Origin of the sequence: Curtobacterium sp. DN_7.5, from assembly GCF_022655355.1 — a bacterium.
GTDB lineage: Bacteria > Actinomycetota > Actinomycetes > Actinomycetales > Microbacteriaceae > Curtobacterium > Curtobacterium luteum.
This window is the reverse complement of the sequence record NZ_CP093378.1, coordinates 965065-983341: the sequence shown is the minus strand read 5'-3', so window position 1 is coordinate 983341 and position 18277 is coordinate 965065. Positions and strand designations below refer to the sequence as shown.

General features: G+C 70.8%; 13 protein-coding genes. 7 read left to right on the top strand and 6 right to left on the bottom strand.

Annotated features, from left to right (window positions below; all coding sequences use genetic code 11):
• Positions 1 to 81 precede the first annotated feature (81 nt).
• Genes glgX through treZ form a run of 3 tightly spaced genes read left to right on the top strand, consistent with a single transcriptional unit; the run spans position 82 to position 6529 of the window.
• Complete coding sequence (gene glgX / locus MON03_RS04630) at positions 82 to 2313, top strand: glycogen debranching protein GlgX (RefSeq protein ID WP_242090786.1); 2232 nt, start codon at positions 82 to 84, stop codon at positions 2311 to 2313.
• On the top strand, positions 2310 to 4778 hold the full coding sequence (gene treY, locus MON03_RS04625; protein WP_242090784.1) for a malto-oligosyltrehalose synthase: 2469 nt from the start codon (positions 2310 to 2312) through the stop codon (positions 4776 to 4778). Before glgX ends, treY begins: the two co-directional genes overlap by 4 nt.
• Entirely contained in the window at positions 4775 to 6529 is a 1755-nt protein-coding gene (gene treZ, locus MON03_RS04620; RefSeq protein ID WP_242090781.1) for a malto-oligosyltrehalose trehalohydrolase, read from the top strand. The genes treY and treZ overlap by 4 nt, the downstream gene beginning before the upstream one ends.
• Before the next feature lie 101 nt (positions 6530 to 6630).
• On the opposite strand, the gene MON03_RS04615 is transcribed toward treZ, so the two are convergent.
• Both MON03_RS04615 and MON03_RS04610 read right to left on the bottom strand, forming a co-directional pair.
• Positions 6631 to 7425, bottom strand: a complete 795-nt coding sequence (locus tag MON03_RS04615; protein ID WP_204620483.1) for a polyprenol monophosphomannose synthase — start codon at positions 7423 to 7425, stop codon at positions 6631 to 6633.
• A gap of 246 nt (positions 7426 to 7671) precedes the next feature.
• A complete protein-coding gene (locus MON03_RS04610; protein ID WP_175328596.1) occupies positions 7672 to 8676 on the bottom strand; it encodes an aldo/keto reductase family protein in 1005 nt (334 codons plus the stop codon).
• Positions 8677 to 8872: 196 nt separating this feature from the next.
• Here MON03_RS04610 and MON03_RS04605 point away from each other — a divergent pair, with 196 nt between their 5' ends.
• The 3 genes from MON03_RS04605 (at position 8873) to MON03_RS04595 (ending at position 11348) form a co-directional block, all read left to right on the top strand.
• Positions 8873 to 9433, top strand: coding sequence for a YceI family protein (locus tag MON03_RS04605; RefSeq protein WP_175328595.1), 561 nt, complete (start codon positions 8873 to 8875; stop codon positions 9431 to 9433).
• A gap of 362 nt (positions 9434 to 9795) precedes the next feature.
• Positions 9796 to 10362, top strand: a complete 567-nt coding sequence (locus MON03_RS04600) for a TIGR03086 family metal-binding protein (RefSeq protein ID WP_031273453.1) — start codon at positions 9796 to 9798, stop codon at positions 10360 to 10362.
• The gene (locus MON03_RS04595) at positions 10359 to 11348 is read left to right on the top strand and encodes an aldo/keto reductase (RefSeq protein WP_242090779.1); all 990 of its coding nucleotides are present in this window, start codon (positions 10359 to 10361) and stop codon (positions 11346 to 11348) included. The genes MON03_RS04600 and MON03_RS04595 overlap by 4 nt, the downstream gene beginning before the upstream one ends.
• A 135-nt stretch (positions 11349 to 11483) precedes the next feature.
• Here MON03_RS04595 and MON03_RS04590 read toward each other — a convergent pair whose 3' ends face one another.
• Complete coding sequence (locus MON03_RS04590) at positions 11484 to 12488, bottom strand: oxygenase MpaB family protein (protein ID WP_242090778.1); 1005 nt, start codon at positions 12486 to 12488, stop codon at positions 11484 to 11486.
• Positions 12489 to 12561: 73 nt separating this feature from the next.
• Between MON03_RS04590 and MON03_RS04585 the strand changes: the two genes are divergently transcribed.
• On the top strand, positions 12562 to 14247 hold the full coding sequence (locus MON03_RS04585; RefSeq protein ID WP_502798687.1) for a long-chain-fatty-acid--CoA ligase: 1686 nt from the start codon (positions 12562 to 12564) through the stop codon (positions 14245 to 14247).
• A gap of 88 nt (positions 14248 to 14335) precedes the next feature.
• On the opposite strand, the gene MON03_RS04580 is transcribed toward MON03_RS04585, so the two are convergent.
• The 3 genes from MON03_RS04580 to MON03_RS04570 form a co-directional block, all read right to left on the bottom strand.
• On the bottom strand, positions 14336 to 16237 hold the full coding sequence (locus MON03_RS04580; RefSeq protein WP_242091415.1) for an APC family permease: 1902 nt from the start codon (positions 16235 to 16237) through the stop codon (positions 14336 to 14338).
• A 119-nt stretch (positions 16238 to 16356) separates the two neighbouring features.
• Positions 16357 to 17208 (bottom strand): ABC transporter permease, encoded by an 852-nt coding sequence (locus MON03_RS04575; protein ID WP_242090776.1) that lies wholly within the window; start codon positions 17206 to 17208, stop codon positions 16357 to 16359.
• Complete coding sequence (locus MON03_RS04570) at positions 17205 to 18239, bottom strand: ATP-binding cassette domain-containing protein (RefSeq protein WP_242090775.1); 1035 nt, start codon at positions 18237 to 18239, stop codon at positions 17205 to 17207. The genes MON03_RS04575 and MON03_RS04570 overlap by 4 nt, the downstream gene beginning before the upstream one ends.
• Positions 18240 to 18277 lie beyond the last annotated feature (38 nt).

Here is an 18277-nt window from a genome sequence, read left to right as displayed (position 1 = left end):
GGTCGTGCACGGCTGGTGCTTGTCTGCGGACGTGGGCAGGCCACGCCGATATGTTGGCGCCACCCACACCTGGAGGACCGTTTGCACACCTGGCCCGGCAACCCGTACCCGCTCGGCGCGACATACGACGGCAGTGGCACGAACTTCGCGCTGTTCAGCGAGACCGCGGAACGCGTCGAACTCTGCCTGTTCGACGACGACGGCAACGAGGAGTGCGTCGACCTCGTCGAGGTGGACGCCTACGTGTGGCACGCCTACCTGCCGAACGTCGGCCCGGGGCAGGAGTACGGCTTCCGCGTGCACGGGCCGTACGACCCGGCGAACGGCCAGCGGTCGAACCCGAAGAAGCTCCTGCTCGACCCGTACGCCAAGGCGACGAGCGGCGACATCGACTGGGACCAGGCGCTGTTCTCGTACACGTTCGGCGACCCGGACTCCACCGACGACCAGGACTCCGCGCCGCACATGATGAAGGGCGTGGTGATCAACCCGTTCTTCGACTGGCAGGGCGACCGCGCACCGCGCGTCCCCTACGGCGAGACGGTGATCTACGAGGCGCACGTCAAGGGCCTCACCCAGACCCACCCGGACGTCCCGGAGGAGCAGCGCGGGACCTACGCCGGCGTCGCGCACCCGGCCGTCATCGAACACCTGAAGCGGCTCGGCGTGACGACGCTCGAACTCATGCCGGTGCACCAGTTCGTGAACGACTCGACCCTGCAGGAGAAGGGTTTGTCGAACTACTGGGGCTACAACACGATCGGGTTCTTCGCGCCGCACTCGCACTACTCGGCCTCGGGTGACCGCGGTCAGCAGGTGCAGGAGTTCAAGGCGATGGTCCGAGAACTGCACCGCGCCGGGATCGAGGTCGTCCTCGACGTCGTCTACAACCACACCGCCGAGGGCAACCACCTCGGTCCGACGCTGTCCTTCCGCGGGATCGACAACGCGGCGTACTACCGCCTGGTCGAGGACGACAAGCGGTACTACATGGACACCACCGGCACGGGCAACTCCCTCAACGTCGGCCACCCGCACTCGCTGCAGCTCATCATGGACTCGCTGCGGTACTGGGTGACCGAGATGCACGTCGACGGGTTCCGCTTCGACCTCGCGGCCGCGCTGGCCCGCGAGTTCTACGAGGTGGACCGGCTCGCGGCGTTCTTCGAACTGGTCCAGCAGGACCCGATCGTGTCCCAGGTGAAGCTCATCGCGGAACCGTGGGACGTCGGCCCCGGCGGCTACCAGGTCGGCAACTTCCCGCCGCAGTGGTCGGAGTGGAACGGCAAGTACCGCGACACCGTCCGCGACTTCTGGCGCGGCGAGCCGTCGACGCTCGGCGAGTTCGCGTCCCGCATCTCCGGGTCGGCGGACCTCTACGAGCACGATGGTCGCACGCCCAAGGCGAGCATCAACTTCATCACCGCGCACGACGGCTTCACGCTGTACGACCTCGTCGCCTACAACGAGAAGCACAACGAGGCGAACGGCGAGGACAACAACGACGGCGAGAGCCACAACCGGTCGTGGAACTCCGGTGTCGAGGGGCCGACCGACGACCCGGAGATCACCGCACTGCGGCTCCAGCGGCGCCGCAACTTCCTCGCGACGCTCCTGCTCAGCCAGGGCGTGCCGATGATCGCGCACGGCGACGAGCTCGGCCGCACGCAGTCCGGCAACAACAACGTGTACGCGCAGGACTCGGCGATCAGCTGGATCGACTGGGAGCACGCCGACGACGACCTCGTGCAGTTCACCGCCGACGTGGTGAAGCTCCGGCACGACCACCCGACCTTCCGCCGTACGCGCTACTTCAACGGGCGCCCGGTCCGTCGTGGCGAGGGCGAACCGCTCCCCGACGTCGTGTGGCTCACTCCCTCCGGCGAGGCCATGGACCCGGAGGACTGGGACTCCGGCTTCGGCAAGAGCGTCGGCATGTACCTCAACGGCGACGGGATCCGCGGGCGCGACGCCCGCGGGGAGCGGGTGAGCGACGTCGCGTTCATCACCTACTTCAACGCGCACGACGGCGTCGTCTCGTTCACGCTGCCGCCCGAGGAGTACGCGCCGGGCTGGACGGTCCGCATCGACACCGCCGACCCCGGTGCCCGCGAGGAGGTCCTCGACGCCGGCTCGGTGCTCGACGTCCCCGCTCGGTCGATGATCGTCCTCCGCGAAGAACCCGACCACGAGGTCCGCACCACCCCGGTCGACGTGACCGCCGTGCAGCCGACCACCACAGCCACGCAGGACGCCGTGACCCCGGCGAACCCTGCCGGCGCACCCGCGCCGTCCGACGGAGGAACCCGATGAACGCCCGACGCGTCCCCACCTCGACCTACCGGCTGCAGATCACGCCGGACTTCGACCTCACCGCGGCGGAGGGCATCGTCGACTACGTGCACGACCTCGGCGCCGATTGGCTCTACCTGTCGCCGGTGCTCCAGGCGGAGCCGGGCTCGCAGCACGGCTACGACGTGGTCGACCACACCAGCGTCGACGTCGACCGCGGCGGGGACGACGCCTTCCGCGCCCTGGCCGAGGCAGCGCACGCCGCCGGTCTCGGGGTGCTCGTCGACGTCGTCCCGAACCACGTCGGTGTCGCCACCCCCGAGGCGAACCCGTGGTGGTGGTCGCTCCTCGAACAGGGGCAGGGATCGCCGGTCGCGTGGGCGTTCGACGTCGACTGGGACGCCGCCGACGGCCGCATCCGCATCCCGGTGCTCGACGACCGACTGCTCGACGCGGTGGAGCTCCGCGGCGACCGGCTGTACGTCGGCGAGACCGCGTACCCGACCGCACCGGGTACGGTCCACGACGGCGACTCGGTGGCCGACGTGCACGCCCGGCAGCACTACGAGTTCGTGCACTGGAAGCGTGCCGACCACGACCTGAACTACCGCCGCTTCTTCGCGGTGAACACGCTCGCCGCGATCCGCGTCGAGGAGCCCGAGGTGTTCTCGGCGTCGCACGGCGTCATCGGCGGGTGGTTCCGCGACGGCCTCGTGGACGGACTCCGCATCGACCACCCGGACGGTCTGTACGATCCCGCGGGCTACCTCGACGACCTCGCGCGGCTCACCGGCGGCGCCTACACGCTCGTCGAGAAGATCCTGGAGCCCGGCGAGGAGCTCCCGGCGTCGTGGCCGGTCGACGGCACGACGGGCTACGACGCGCTCGGCGTGCTCGACCGCGTCTTCGTCGATCCCGCAGGTGCCGAGGCACTGACGGCGGCGTCGGGTGCGGAGCCGGCGGACTGGCAGCAGCTGACGCACGACACCCGCCGCGGCATCGCGGACGGCATCCTCGGCAGCGAGGTCCGGCGGCTCGCCCGACTCCTCACCGCGTCCACCGACGGGATCCCCGAGGAGCGCGTGGTGGACGCCCTGGCCGAGGTCATCGCGTCCTTCGAGGTGTACCGGACCTACCTGCCCGAGGGTGCACACCACCTCATCGACGCACTCGAGCGGGCGGCCGGGTCCCGGCCCGACCTCGCCGACGTCGTCGACCGGATCGCGCCGAGCCTGGTCGACCCGGGTTCGGCGGCGGCACTCCGGCTGCAGCAGACGTCGGGCATGGTGATGGCGAAGGGTGTCGAGGACACCGCGTTCTACCGGACCTCGCGGCTGACGAGCCTGACCGAGGTCGGCGGCGACCCGAGCGTGTTCTCGCTGTCCGTGACGGCGTTCCACCAGGCACAGCGCGACCGGCTCGGCAGCTGGCCGCACACCATGACCGCGCTCACCACGCACGACACCAAGCGCAGCGAGGACACCCGGGCCCGCATCGCCGTGCTCGCCGAGATCGCCGACGAGTGGTCCTCGGCCCTCGAACGCCTGCAGTCGCTCGCCCCGCTCGAGGACGCGGTCCTCGCCGACCTGCTGTGGCAGGCGATCGTCGGCGCCCGCCCGGCCAGCCGGGAGCGTCTGCACGCCTACGCCGAGAAGGCCTCCCGCGAGGCGGGCGACAGCACCACGTGGACGGAACCGGACGAGGACTTCGAGCAGCGCATGCACGCCCTGGTCGACGCGGCGTTCGACGACCCGGCGGTGGTCGCGGTCCTCGACGCCCTCGACGAGCGGATCGACGCCGCCGGCTGGTCGAACGGCCTCGGCGCGAAGCTCGTCCAGCTGACGGCGCCGGGTGTCCCCGACGTCTACCAGGGCACCGAGGCCTGGGACCGGTCGCTCGTCGACCCCGACAACCGACGTCCGGTCGACCACGCCGAGCTGCGACACGTGCTCGCGACCCTCGACGGGCCCGAGGAAGCCGGCCCGGAACGACTCCCCGCCGTCGGGCTCGACGGTGCGGCGAAGGTCCTCGTCACCAGCCGGGCACTGCGGCTGCGGCGCGACCACCCGGAGCTCTTCACGCGGTACCTCGGGCTCGAGGCCAGCGGCATCGCGGCGGACCACGTCGTCGCCTTCGACCGCGGCGGCGCCGTGACCATCGCGACCCGCCTGCCGATCGGCCTCGAGCGGGTCGGCGGTTGGGGCGACACGCTCGTGCACGCGGCTCCGGTCGAGCGGGTGGACCTCCTGACCGGGCGGCGCGTCCCGGCGTCCCGGGGCATCCCCCTCGCCGAGGTGCTCGCCGACTACCCCGTCGCCCTCCTCGTGCCGGCCTCCGTCGCCGACGCGACCGAGCGCGAGTCCGCCGGAGCCGACACCGCGGGCTCGACCCGCAACGGCTCCCCCACCACGTCCGGTGGCACGACCGCCGACGAAGCCGAGTCCGAGGCGCAGGCCGAGGTCGAGATCCTGGAAGGCCACGCATGACCGTCCCCGCCCGATACGCCGTCTGGGCGCCGGACCCCGACCGGGTCCGGCTCGTCGTCGACGACGTCGAGTACCCGCTGACCCGTGGCGCCGACGACTGGTGGACCACCGACGCGGTGCTCCCCCACGTCGGAGCGCGCTACGGCTTCCGCATCGACGACGACGACGCGGTCCGCCCCGACCCGCGCAGCCGCTTCCAGCCGGAGGGCGTCCACGGTCCGTCCGAGGTCGTCGACCCGGAGCGCTTCGCGTGGACGGACGACGCCTGGACCGGTCGGCCCGCACGCGGAGGCGTCATCTACGAGATGCACGTCGGCACCTTCACGCCGGAGGGCACCCTCGACGCCGCGGCCGACCGGCTCGAGCACCTCGTCGAGCTCGGCGTGTCGTTCGTCGAGGTCCTCCCGGTCAACGGGTTCAACGGCGAGTGGAACTGGGGGTACGACGGTGTCGCCTGGTACGCGGTGCAGCACACGTACGGAGGACCGGACGCCTACGACCGCTTCGTCGACCGGGCCCACGCGCTCGGCCTCGGCGTGATCCAGGACGTCGTCTACAACCACCTCGGGCCGAGCGGCAACTACCTGCCCCTCTACGGGCCGTACCTGCTGCAGGGGCTCGGCAACACCTGGGGCGACTCGGTGAACGTCGAGCACCCGGAGGTCCGCCGCTACGTGCTCGACAACGTCCGCATGTGGTTCCGCGACCACCACGTCGACGGGCTCCGGCTCGACGCCGTGCACGCGATCCGGGACACGACGAGGCCGCACGTCCTCGCCGCCATGGCCGAGGAGACGGACGCCTACTCCTCGTTCGTCGGTCGGCCGCTGTCGCTCATCGCCGAGTCGGACCTCAACGACCCGATCATGTTCCGGCCGCGCGAAGCCGCCGGGTACGGTCTCGCCGGGCAGTGGTCGGACGACTTCCACCACGCCGTCCACGTGGCCCTGACCGGTGAGACGAACGGCTACTACGGCGACTTCGCCCCGCTGTCGGCGCTCGCGAAGGTGCTCGACCACGGCTTCTTCCACGACGGCACGTGGTCGTCGTTCCGGAAGAAGCGCCACGGGCGGCCGATCGACCGCGGGACGTCCCCCACGACCGCGCTCGTCGTCGCGAACCAGAACCACGACCAGATCGGCAACCGCGCCGCCGGCGACCGCCTGGCGGCCACCCTCGACGACGAGTCGCTCGTCATCGCGGCCGCGTTGACGCTGCTCGGCCCGTTCACCCCGATGCTCTTCATGGGCGAGGAGTTCGCGGCCGCGACACCGTGGCAGTTCTTCACGTCGCACCCGGAGCCCGAGCTCGGCAAGGTCACCGCCGAGGGTCGGATCAAGGAGTTCGCGGAGCACGGCTGGGACGAGTCGATCGTGCCCGACCCGCAGGACCCCGAGACCTTCCGGCGGTCGAAGCTCGACTGGTCGTCGCTCGAGGGCGAGCGGGAGTCGCGGATCCTCACGGCCTACCGGGTGCTCGTCGCGCTCCGCCGCACGGAGCAGGCGTTCGTCGACCACCGGTACGAGGCGAACGAGGTGCACCTCAGCGAGGACCGACGGTGGCTCGTGCTGTCGCGCGGGCTGCTCGGTCCGGACGCGGCGCCGGTGCACGTCGTGGTGAACTTCGCCGACGACGTCGCCGAGGTGCCCGTGCCGACGGCGCAGGGCGAGGAGCTCTACCGCTTCGGCGAGGCCACCGTCGAGCGGGGCGGTGTCCGCTTCACCGGTCGGGGCGTGGTCGTGGTCCGCTGATCCCGGACAGCCGGACAGCCCGGACAGTCCGGACACGCCACGGGCCCGACCTCGGAAGAGGTCGGGCCCGTCGCGTGTCCAGGGACGGTCAGCAGGGGTGGTCAGGCCGCGCGACCCTCGACCACGTGGGCGTTGCGGCGGACGGAGGGCAGGCGGTGGTGGTCGCGGACCAGGGACCGGGCCTCGCGCAGGCGGCGGGCGATGCCCCACTTCGTGACCAACGTCAACGACTCCCGCACGATGTTGCCGCTCATCTTCGACACCCCGTGCTCCCGCTCCGTGAACGTGATCGGCGTCTCCACCACGTGCAACCCCGCCTCCAGCGCACGCCAGCACAGGTCGACCTGGAAGCAGTACCCCTTCGACGCGATCCCGTCCAGGTCGATCCGCTCCAACGCGGTCCGGGTGAACACCCGGAACCCGCCCGTGGCGTCCCGCACCGCGATCCCGAGCGCGAGACGGGTGTACAGGTTCCCGCCGCGGGAGAGCGCCTCCCGGTACCACGGCCAGTTCTCGACCTGCCCGCCCTTGACCCACCGGGACCCCAGGACGAGGTCGTTGCTGTCGGCGAGCTCGAGCATCCACGGCAGGTACTCGGGGTGGTGGGAGCCGTCGGCGTCCATCTCCACGAGCCGGTCGTACCCGTGCTCGAGCCCCCACGCGAACCCGGCCAGGTACGCCCCGCCCAGGCCGTCCTTCACGGTGCGGTGCAGCACGTGCACCCGGTCGGTCTCGGACGCGAGCTGCTCGGCGATGTCACCGGTGCCGTCGGGCGAGTTGTCGTCCACGACCAGCACGTGCACCCCGTCGTCCGTGGCCGCGAGGGTGCGCGCCACGATCGGACGGATGTTCTCCGCCTCGTCGTACGTCGGGATGATGACCAGGGACTCGTTCATGGTGCTCCTTGCTCGCAGAGCCCACCGTATCGGCGCCCTGGTGCGAAGGTCCCGCACCGCTGCTTCGAACGTGGACAGCCTCGCCTGGCCGTCGCCTCGGTGTCGGCTGTGAGCGCGGTACGCACCGGGCGGCGCGGAGACCGCACCTGCCGGATCGACGAGAGCACGGCGCAGACCGCACCTGCCGGAACGACGGGAGGCACGGTGCGGAACCCGCACCGTGCCTCCCGTCCGACCCTCGGTGGGTCAGGCGACCCGCGTGGCGGGCGACACCGTCTTCGTGACGTCGCGCTCCGGGATGTCTCCCAGGGCCGCGTCGATCGCGGCGAGCGCGTCGGCGTCGAGCGTGACACCCGAGGCCTTGACGTTGTCGGTGACCTGCTCCGGGCGCGAGGCACCGACGATCGCCGAGGCGACGTTCTCGTTCTGCAGCGTCCACGCGATCGCGAGCTGTGCGAGCGTCAGGCCGGCCTCGTCGGCGACGGGCTGCAGGCGCTGCACGGCCTCGAGGACCTCGTCGCGCATGAACCGCTTGATCATGTCGGCGCCGCCCTTCTCGTCCGTCGCGCGCGACCCCTCGGGCAGCGGCTGACCCGGCTTGTACTTGCCGGTCAGGACACCCTGGGCGATCGGCGACCAGACGATCTGCGACAGGCCGAGCTGCTTCGACGCCGGGACGACCTCGCCCTCGATGACCCGCCACAGCATCGAGTACTGCGGCTGGTTCGAGATGAGCTGGAAGCCGAGCTCCTTCGCGAGCGCCGCACCGGCACGGATCTGCTCGGCGTTCCACTCGCTGACGCCGATGTAGAGCGCCTTGCCCTGGCGGACGACGTCGGCGAACGCCTGCATCGTCTCCTCGAGCGGCGTCTCGTAGTCGTAGCGGTGTGCCTGGTAGAGGTCGACGTAGTCGGTCTGGAGACGCTCGAGCGACCCGTCGATCGACTCGAGGATGTGCTTGCGGCTGAGGCCGGTGTCGTTGTGGCCCTTCGGCCCGGTCGGCCAGTAGACCTTCGTGAAGATCTCGAGGGACTGCCGACGCTCGCCCTTCAGCGCCTCGCCGAGGACGGTCTCGGCGGCGGTGTTCGCGTAGGTGTCCGCGGTGTCGAACGTGGTGATGCCGGCGTCCAGCGCTGCCCGCACGCACTGGGAGGCGACGTCGTTCTCGACCTGCGAGCCGTGCGTCAGCCAGTTGCCGTAGGTGATCTCGGAGATCTTGAGTCCGGAGTTGCCCAGGTACCTGAATTCCATGGGTCCGACGCTATCGGCTCCGGCGGTCCCCAGAGGGGCAGTGTCGGTACCCGTGAGCCGCTCTCCGGACTGTTCTTGCACAATTGGTTGACGCTTCAACCAAACGGGTGCAGAATGGCGTACAGTTCAAGTCGATGCAGTTGCATGGAGTACGTGCGACTGCTCGGGACCGCAGACACCGTTCGAAGGAATCACCATGACGCTCACCGCCTCCGCCATCCCCGGCTACCAGACCGGCACCTGGAAGATCGACCCGACCCACTCCGAGGTCACCTTCTCGGTCCGCCACCTCGCGATCAGCAAGGTGAAGGGCTCGTTCGAGCGCTTCGACGCCACGCTCGTCACCGCGGAGAACCCGCTCGACTCGACCCTCGAGGCCTCGATCGACGTCGCCAGCGTCAACACCAAGCAGCAGCAGCGCGACCAGCACCTCGCGACCGGCGACTTCTTCCTCGCCGAGGAGCACCCGCAGATGACCTTCCGTTCGACCGGCATCCGCGAGGACGGCGACGACATGCTCATCGACGGCGAGCTCTCGCTCCGCGGCGTCACCAAGAACGTCACCCTGAAGACCGAGTTCGGTGGCGTCACCACCGACGGCTACGGCCAGGTCAAGCTCGGCGCCGAGGCGACCACGAAGATCGACCGCACCGAGTTCGGCGTGAACTGGAACGCGGCGCTCGAGGCCGGTGGCTTCACGCTCGGCAACGACGTGACCATCAACCTCGACGTGCAGTTCGTCCTCCAGGCGGCCTGAGCACCGCGAGCCACGGCAGCACCGCACCCCACGGCAGCACCGGCGTCGCCGGTCGCAGCACCGGCCCAGCCGGTCGCAGCACCGGCCCAGCCGGTCGCCACAGCCTGAGGTCCGCTCGACCAGCGTGACCTGAGGGCACCGAACAGCAGCACTGCAGCACCCGCCTCGACGCCCCGGCTCCTCCCCCACGGAGCCGGGGCGTCGTCGTGTCGAGTGTCTTCTCCACAGACGGGCCGACCGCCGTCCCGCGAGGCGATCCGGCGCAGTAGCGTGTGAGCGCGGGAATCCCCTCGGTGCCGGACCGGTTCCGGATCGGTGACGGGACCCGCCGCACGGACCGCACCACCGACAGGAGCACCCTCATGGCCACCGACTGGATCGCACTGCAGGCCCTCGCAGCCGCCGAGTTCGGCCGCCGCGTCGCCGCCGTCACGGACTGGGACGCCCCCACCCCCGACTCCGAGTGGACCACCCGCGACCTCGTGACGCACGTCGTGGACGAGCAGCGCTGGATCCCCCTGCTCCTCAGCGGGTGCGAGTACGAGCAGGCCCAGGCGGACCTCGGGGAGATCGGCGAGGACCTGACTGCCGAGTGGACCAAGCACGCCACCCGGGCGACCGAAGCCTGGCGGAATGCTCCCGCCGACGTCCACGTGCACCTCAGCACCGACGTCGTGCCCGCGCACGAGTACCTCGCCGAGCAGACGAGCGACATCACCATCCACACCTGGGACCTCGCCCGCGCGACCGGCTCGGACGAGACGCTCCCGACCGAACTCGTCGAGGCCGTCTGGCACCAGTTCGAGCCGAAGATCGAGGACCTCGCCGCGACCGGCCTCTACGCCGCCCCCGTGCAGGTACCCGACGACGCTCCGCTCCAGGTCCGCCTCCTCGCGGTCACAGGGCGCGATGCCAGGGTGAACGCATGACCACCGACACCACACGACTCGGCGCCACGGGCCTCGAGATCAGCACCGTCGTCCTCGGCATGATGTCGTACGGCGACCCCGCGAAGGGCTCCCACGAGTGGAGCGTCGGCATCGACGAAGCCCGTCCGTTCGTCCGACGCGCGTTCGAGGCCGGCATCACCACGTTCGACACCGCGAACGTCTACTCGGCCGGCAGCAGCGAGGAGATCACCGGACAGCTCCTCAAGGAGATCGCACCGCGCGAGGACGTCCAGGTCTTCACGAAGGTCTTCAACCGGATGCGCCCGGGCCGCAACGGCGCAGGGCTCTCCCGCGCCGCGATCATGCACGAGATCGACGCGTCCCTGACCCGGCTCGGCACCGACTACGTCGACCTCTACCAGATCCACCGCTTCGACCCGCACACGCCGGTCGAGGAGACGATGGAGGCACTGCACGACGTCGTGAAGGCCGGCAAGGCGCGGTACATCGGCGCGAGCAGCATGTGGGCGTGGCAGTTCGCCGAGATGCAGCACGTGGCCGAACGGCACGGGTGGACGAAGTTCGTCTCCATGCAGGACCAGTACAACCTCCTCGAACGCGAGGAAGAACGCGAGATGCACCCGTTCTGCGCCCACACCGGCGTCGGCGTCATCCCGTGGAGCCCGCTCGCACGCGGGCGCCTCACCCGCCCCTGGGACGCACAGGGCTCCGGCTCACGCGCGGACACCGACGAGTTCGGCAAGACGCTCTACCGCCAGGACGAGGACGCCAACCGCGCCATCGTCGACGCGGTGGCGCAGGTCGCCGACGAGCGGGGCGTCCCCATGGCCCAGATCGCCCTGGCGTGGGTCGCCGGCAAGTCGGTGGTCAGCGCACCGATCGTCGGCGCGACGAAGGAGCACCACATCGACGACGCGGTCGCCGCGGCGTCCATCGAGCTCAGCGCCGACGAGGTCGCGCGACTCGAGCAGGCGTACACGCCGCGGGTGCCGTCCGGCTTCTGACGCACCCGCCGGCCTGGAGGCGCGGGGCGGGCCCGTCCCGCGCCTCCAGGCCGGTTCCTCGTCGCGATGGACCGCCGTCGCCCGGGCAGGACCGCGCGCACGCGCTCGGACGGCAGGACCGCGCGCCCGCGCTCGTCAGGATGCCGGCGAGCTCGCCTCGGACTCGGAGGACTCGGAAGGCTCGGACATCTCGGAGCCGGACGCTTCGGAACCAGGCGCCTCGGAGCCGGATCCCTCGGCGGCCAGCCGCGCGATCCGCCGGCGCGCCGCCGTCTCGGTGTCCGGGCGGCCACCCAGGACCCCCGTCATGCCGTCGATGACGAGTCCCGCTGCGCGCCGCGACGGGAACGTGATCGGCCCGACCGCGGGGACGCGGAGGTCGAGCATCGCACGGTGCCGCGGGTCGAGCGTCGACACCGCCCCCGCGAACAGTGCCCGGTAGCCCGGCCGGAGCAGCCGCGCCAGGGGCGGGTCCTTGATGAACCGGACGACCTCGTGGGTCCGCGCCGTCGCGACGAGCTCCCCACGCTCGAGGTAGCCGTCCATCTGCGCACGCAGCTCGGCCTCGGACTCCGGTGCGTCGTCGACCCCCATGAGGTGGCCGGCCGTCGCCCACTCGCGCACGTACGCGTCCGCGCCGCCGGGGATGGGTTCGCCCCAGGTCTGCGCACTCCGCAGGAAGGCGTCCGTGAAGGCGAGGTGCACCCACCGGGCGAGGTCGGGGTCGTTCGCCGCGTACGGCCTGGTCACCCCGTGCCCGTCGACGTACTCGCCGCGGACCTTCTCGTGCAGTCGGACGACCCAGGCGCTGGCGTGCTCGGCCGCGGCACGGTCGCCGTGCGAGACGGTGTAGATCCACCGGATGGTGCCGGCGAGCCGACCGAAGGGGTCCTCACGGTACCGGGAGTGGTCGGCCACACCCGCCAGTGCTCCCGGGTGGAGCGCCTGGACGAGCAGGGCGCGCACCCCGGCGAGGACGGTCTGCCGGCCGCCGTGCACGCTCCACGTCGCGGACCCCGGGCCGAAGAACCCCGCGTCGCTGCCCTGCTCGAGGGCGTCGATCCACTCGGGACGGCCGGGAGAGCCGCCGGTGAAGGTGTCGTCGAGTCGGGACCGGAAGGCGTTCGAGAGCGAGGCCATGCCACCATGCTCCGTCCGACCCCTGACAATGTCCCGGGACGGCGCCACGGACCCGCCCGCTAGGTTGGACGACGTGAGCATCGACACGCCTCGTCCCTGGCTTGCCTCGTACGCCCCGGGGGTCCCGCACGACATCGACGAGCCGACGGGCTCCCTGGTCGACCTGGTCGAGCAGTCCGCCAGGCGGTTCCCGAAACGCGTCGCCCTCGAGTTCTTCGGCCGCACGACGACGTACGCCGAGCTCGAGGACCAGGTGCTCCGTGCCGCCAACGGTCTCCGCAAGGCCGGGGTGACCGCCGGGGACCGGGTGGCGATCGTCCTGCCGAACTGCCCCCAGCACGTCGTCGCCTTCTACGCGGTGCTCCGGCTCGGAGCGATCGTGGTCGAGCACAACCCGCTGTACACCCCGCGCGAGCTCCGGCACCAGTTCGAGGACCACGGCGCGAAGGTCGCGATCGTGTGGGACAAGTCGGTCGCCACGGTGCAGGACTTCCCCGCCGACGTCGCGCTCGACACGATCGTCTCGGTGGACCTCACCCGTGCGATGCCGCGCAGCACCCGGCTGGCGCTGTCGCTGCCGGTGGCGAAGGCCCGCGAGAGCCGCGCGAAGCTCACCGCGAAAGTCCGTGGCACGACGCCGTGGGACGACCTCGTGGGGAACCGCAAGCTCGCGAAGCGGCACCCGCGTCCGGCCACCGACGACGTCGCCCTCATCCAGTACACCTCCGGGACCACCGGGACGCCGAAGGGCGCGGTGCTGAGCCACGGGAACCTCCTCGCGAACGCCGCGCAGGCCCGCGCCTGGGTGCCGCAGATCCGGCAGGGCGACAACGTCGTCTACGCGGTCCTCCCGATGTTCCACGCGTACGGCCTGACGCTCTGCCTGACCTTCGCGATGAGCATGGCCTCACGCCTCGTCCTCTTCCCGGCGTTCGACCCGGCCCTCGTGCTCAAGGCGATGCGGAAGCACCCGCCGACGTTCCTGCCGGCGGTCCCGCCGATCTACGCGCGCCTGCAGCACGCCGCCGACTCCGCGAAGGTGTCGCTCGAGGGCATCGAGATCGGCATCTCCGGCGCGATGCCGCTCTCCCAGGACGTCGTCGAACCATGGGAGGCACGGACGGGCGGCTACCTCGTCGAGGGCTACGGCCTGTCCGAGTGCTCCCCCGTCCTGATGGCGAACCCGGTGTCACCGGAGCGTCGTCTCGGCTCGATCGGGCTTCCGCTGTCCTCGACCGAGGCCCGCGTCGCCGACCCGGACGACGCCACGACGGTCCTCGGGACCGACGAGCCCGGCGAACTGCAGGTCCGCGGCCCGCAGGTGTTCCGGGGCTACTGGGGCAAGGCCGAGGCCACCGACGAGGTCTTCACCGCAGACGGCTGGTTCCGCACGGGTGACATCGTCGCGATCGACGCGGACGGGTACGTCCGGATCGTCGACCGCCTCAAGGAGCTCATCATCACGGGCGGCTTCAACGTCTCCCCCTCCGAGGTCGAGGACACGCTGATGCGCCACCCGAGCGTCCGCGAGGTCGCCGTCGTCGGCATCACGCAGGCCGGCAACGAGCAGGTCGTGGCCGCCGTGGTCCCGAAAGACCCTGCAACGTTCGACGCGGACGCGCTGCGGACGTGGTCCCGCGAACACCTCACCCCGTACAAGGTGCCGCGCCGGATCGTCGTGGTCGACGACCTGCCACGGTCGATGATCGGGAAGGTCCTCCGCCGCAAGGTACGGAACCAGATCACCGGCGACTCCTGACGACCGGACGGGAGGCGCGGGGCGGCCCCCCCCACGCGCCTCCCGTCCGGTCCGGGGTCGCGCCGACGACGCAGCGGCCGGCGCGACGTCAGGACACGTGGACGCTCGGCCGCCGGTGCACGTCGGGCTCGGCCTCGCGCAGGACCTCGCGCGTGACGGGGGCGACGTCGCCGACCCCGGTGAAGACGAAGCGCAGCGCGTTCTGGATCGGGCTGCCCTCGTTCCACTCGAAGTAGATGCTCGGGACGACCCCGGCGAGGTCGCGGATCGCCAGGAGCGTCGATGCGATGGTGTTCGGGACGTTGCCGGACCGCACCCGGAGGACCCGGTGTCCGTGCACGACGTGGCCCTCGACGACGAGGTCCTCCTCGAAGTCGGACGAGTCGGCGGGCAGGACCTCGAGGAACATCGTCGGCACGCGCGCGGGGATGCCCGAGTCGCGTCGTTCCTCACGCCCCTTCGACCGGTAGGCCTCGGCCGTGCCCGCCCCGGGCTCGTTGGCGATGATGCAGACCGAGCTGAACTGGTCGGCGTCGGCCTCGACGAACTGCCGGGCGACGGCGTCGAGCTCGATCGACGACGCGCGGAGCTCGAACGACCGCCGGACCCGTGAGACGAGCGACACGACCACGATCGCGATGATGAACACCGCCGCGATCCGGACGCCGTCCGGACGCTCGATGACGTTCGCGACCGTCGTGTAGACGAACACCACGGTGATGACGCCGAAGCCGATCGTGCGCTTCTTCTGCCCCTTGCGCCGGGCCGAGAGCGTCACCGCGACCGCTGCGCTGGTGATGAGCACGAGGACACCGGTGGCGTAGGCGCCGCCCTGCGCGTCGACGTTGGCCTGGAAGAGGATCGTGATCGCGAAGGCGATGAGCGTGAAGATGACGACGAGCGGCCGGGTCGCCCGCGCCCACTGGGGAGCCATCCCGTAGCGGGGCAGGAAGCGCGGGACGAGGTTGAGGAGTCCGGCCATCGCGCTCGCGCCCGCGAACCACAGGATCGCGACCGTCGAGAAGTCGTACACCGACCCGAACACGCCGCCGAGGTACTCGTGCGCGAGGTACGCGAGTGCGCGTCCGTTCGCCTGGCCGCCGGCCTGGAACTCGCGCTGGGGGATGAGGAACGTCGTGACGATCGAGGACGTGATGAGGAACGTGCTCATGATGATCGCCGCCACGGTCAGCAGGCGCTTCGTGCCGCGGATGCGGCCCTCCGGCCGGGCGGAACCGGCGTCGGCGGCGTCACCGCGGACCTGCGGCATGACGGCGACGCCGGTCTCGAAACCGGACAGGCCGAGCGCGAGCTTCGGGAACACGACGAGCGCGATGCCGATCATCACGAGCGGGTTGCTGTGCTGGGTGGTGAGGCCGCTCCACCAGTCGCTCGCCACCGTCGGGTGCTCGAACACGTGCCAGAGCGCCACGACGACCACGACGGCGTTCAGCGTGAGGTAGACGGCGACCAGGGCGACCGCGATCCCGATCGCCTCCTTGAAGCCCCGCAGGAAGACGACACCGAGGAGCAGCAGCAGCGCGAGGGTGAGCGGCACCGGGATCTCGGTGAACCACTGCGGCGTGAAGGGGTTCTCCGCGATGTGCGCCGTCGCGTCCGCCGCCGAGAGCGTCATGGTGATCATGAAGTCCGTGACGGCGAAGCCGAGGAGCACCAGGACGAAGAGCTTGCCGGCCCACCACGGCAGGAGCTTCTCGAGCATCATGATCGACCCGGCACCCTTGAAGCTGTCCTGGGCGACGCGGCGGTACACGGGCAGGGCGCCGAACAGTGTCACGAGGACCAGGACGATGGTCGCGATCGGCGACAGGAGCCCGGCGGCGAGCGCGGCGATCGCCGGCTGGTACCCCAGCGTCGAGAAGTAGTCGACGCCGGTGAGGCACATGACACGCCACCACGAGTGCGTCTTCTCGACCTCGACCTGGTGCGGGCCCTGGTGCGAAGCACCACGGTCGGTGCCCTCGAGCATCCAGCGCTTGAGACGAGAGCGACGCTCGGGCAGGCGTCGGGGTTCGGTCGCGGTCACTGGATGATGCTAAGCGGTCTCGCCGGACGCGCCGTACACCCTGTCGGGCTCCACATCCCGCGTCACTTCGCGCTGATGCGGGTGTACTTGCTCACGGCCCACGGCACGAACACGATGAGCATGACCGCGATGCCGATGAGCACCGTGACGACCGGGTGCTGCATGGTCCAGATGTCCGGCACCGGTGCGGTCCCGACGTTGCCGAAGAGCTCGCGCGCGGCCTGCACGAGCGACGACACCGGGTTCCACTCGGCGAACACCCGGAGCACCAGCGGCAGGGTGTCGCTCGGCACGAACGCGTTCGAGACGAACGTCAGGGGGAACAGGATCATGAACGAAGCGTTGTTGATGACCTCGGGCGTCTTCACGCTCATGCCGAGCAGCGCCATCACCCAGCTGAACGCGTAGCTGAACAGCAGGAGCAGCCCGACGCCCGCGAGGAACTCCGGCGCGGAGGAGTTCACCCGCCACCCGACCGCGAGCCCGGTCAGCATCATGATCACCATCGAGATGCCGTTGAGCACGAGGTCGGAGTTCGTCCGGCCGATGAGCACCGCCGACGCCGACATCGGGAGGGTCCGGAACCGGTCGATCAGGCCTTCCTTGAGGTCCTGCGCCATCGCGGAGCCGGAGAACGTGGCACCGAACACGACCGTCTGGGCGAAGATGCCCGCCATCAGGAACTGTGTGTAGTCGGTGCCCTGCACGGCGATCGCCCCGCCGTACACCTGGCTGAACAGCAGCACGAACATGATCGGTTGCAGGACCGCGAAGACGAGCATGTCCGGCGAGCGCTTGATCTTGATGAGGTTGCGCTTCGTGACCGTCCACCCGTCCTCGAACCAGACGGCGGCGGGTGCGGTGATCACGACGGGGAGCGCCCGGCCCGGCGCCGTGGTGGTGGTGGCGGTCATCGCGCCGACTCCTTCTGCTTCGTGCGGCCCGGCTGCTTCGTGTGACCCGGCTTCGTCGGGGCGGGGTCGTCGGACTCGTCGGCGGTCGCGGCGTGCCCGGTGAGCCGGAGGAACACGTCGTCGAGCGTGGGCCGGCGCATGCCCGCGTCGTGCAGTTCGATCCCAGCTTCGCCGAGGTCGGCGAGGACGCGCTGGAGCGCGCTCGGTCCGGCGTCGACCGCGACCGCGTACGTCCGTCCGTCGCCGGAGGCCTCGACGTCGCCGACCCCGTACCGCCGCAACGCCGTGGTGGCCGCGTCGCCGTCCGCCGCGTCCACGAGCGTGACGACCACCCGGTGCCCGCCGACCTGGGCCTTGAGCTGGTCGGCCGTGCCCTCGGCGATGACCGTCCCGCCGTCGATGACGGCGATGTCGTCCGCGAGACGGTCGGCTTCCTCCAGGTACTGCGTCGTCAGCAGCACGGTGGCGCCGTCGGCGACCAGCCCCTCGATGACGTCCCAGAGCGCGAGGCGGCTCCGTGGGTCGAGCCCGGTCGTCGGCTCGTCGAGGAACAGCACGCGGGGGTTCATGACGAGCGCGCCGGCGAGGTCGATGCGGCGCCGCATGCCGCCCGAGAACCCCTTCACCGGCCGGTCACCCGCCTCGGCCAGGTCGAACACGTCGATCAGCTCCCGCGCCCGCTGCCGGGCCGTGCGCCGCCCGAGGTGGTACAGCCGGCCGATCATCTCGAGGTTCTCGAACCCGGTGAGGTTCTCGTCGACCGCCGCGTACTGCCCGGACACGCCGATCGACCGCCGGGTCGCCTGCGGGTCGCGGACGACGTCGACGCCGTCGATCGTCGCGGAACCGCTGTCCGGCGTGATCAGTGTCGTCAGCACCTTGACGGTGGTGGTCTTGCCCGCACCGTTCGGACCGAGCAGGGCCTTCACCGTCCCCTGCGGGACGGCGAGGTCGAGCCCGGCCAGGGCGTGCACGGGACCCGACTTCGACCGGTAGGTCTTCGTCAGCTCCGTGGCTTCGATGATCGCCATGTCGCTCCTTCGTCGAGCATGGAGAATACCAGTATGTC

Bases quoted from the DNA above. Each gene is read 5' to 3' on its own strand.
- treY (WP_242090784.1), top strand. From the start codon at position 2,310: ATGAACGCCCGACGCGTCCCCACCTCGACCTACCGGCTGCAGATCACG.
- MON03_RS04570 (WP_242090775.1), bottom strand. From the start codon at position 18,239: ATGGCGATCATCGAAGCCACGGAGCTGACGAAGACCTACCGGTCGAAG.
- treZ (WP_242090781.1), top strand. From the start codon at position 4,775: ATGACCGTCCCCGCCCGATACGCCGTCTGGGCGCCGGACCCCGACCGG.
- MON03_RS04605 (WP_175328595.1), top strand. From the start codon at position 8,873: ATGACGCTCACCGCCTCCGCCATCCCCGGCTACCAGACCGGCACCTGG.
- MON03_RS04595 (WP_242090779.1), top strand. From the start codon at position 10,359: ATGACCACCGACACCACACGACTCGGCGCCACGGGCCTCGAGATCAGC.
- MON03_RS04575 (WP_242090776.1), bottom strand. From the start codon at position 17,208: ATGACCGCCACCACCACCACGGCGCCGGGCCGGGCGCTCCCCGTCGTG.
- MON03_RS04590 (WP_242090778.1), bottom strand. From the start codon at position 12,488: ATGGCCTCGCTCTCGAACGCCTTCCGGTCCCGACTCGACGACACCTTC.
- MON03_RS04580 (WP_242091415.1), bottom strand. From the start codon at position 16,237: ATGCTCGAGGGCACCGACCGTGGTGCTTCGCACCAGGGCCCGCACCAG.
- MON03_RS04615 (WP_204620483.1), bottom strand. From the start codon at position 7,425: ATGAACGAGTCCCTGGTCATCATCCCGACGTACGACGAGGCGGAGAAC.
- MON03_RS04610 (WP_175328596.1), bottom strand. From the start codon at position 8,676: ATGGAATTCAGGTACCTGGGCAACTCCGGACTCAAGATCTCCGAGATC.
- MON03_RS04600 (WP_031273453.1), top strand. From the start codon at position 9,796: ATGGCCACCGACTGGATCGCACTGCAGGCCCTCGCAGCCGCCGAGTTC.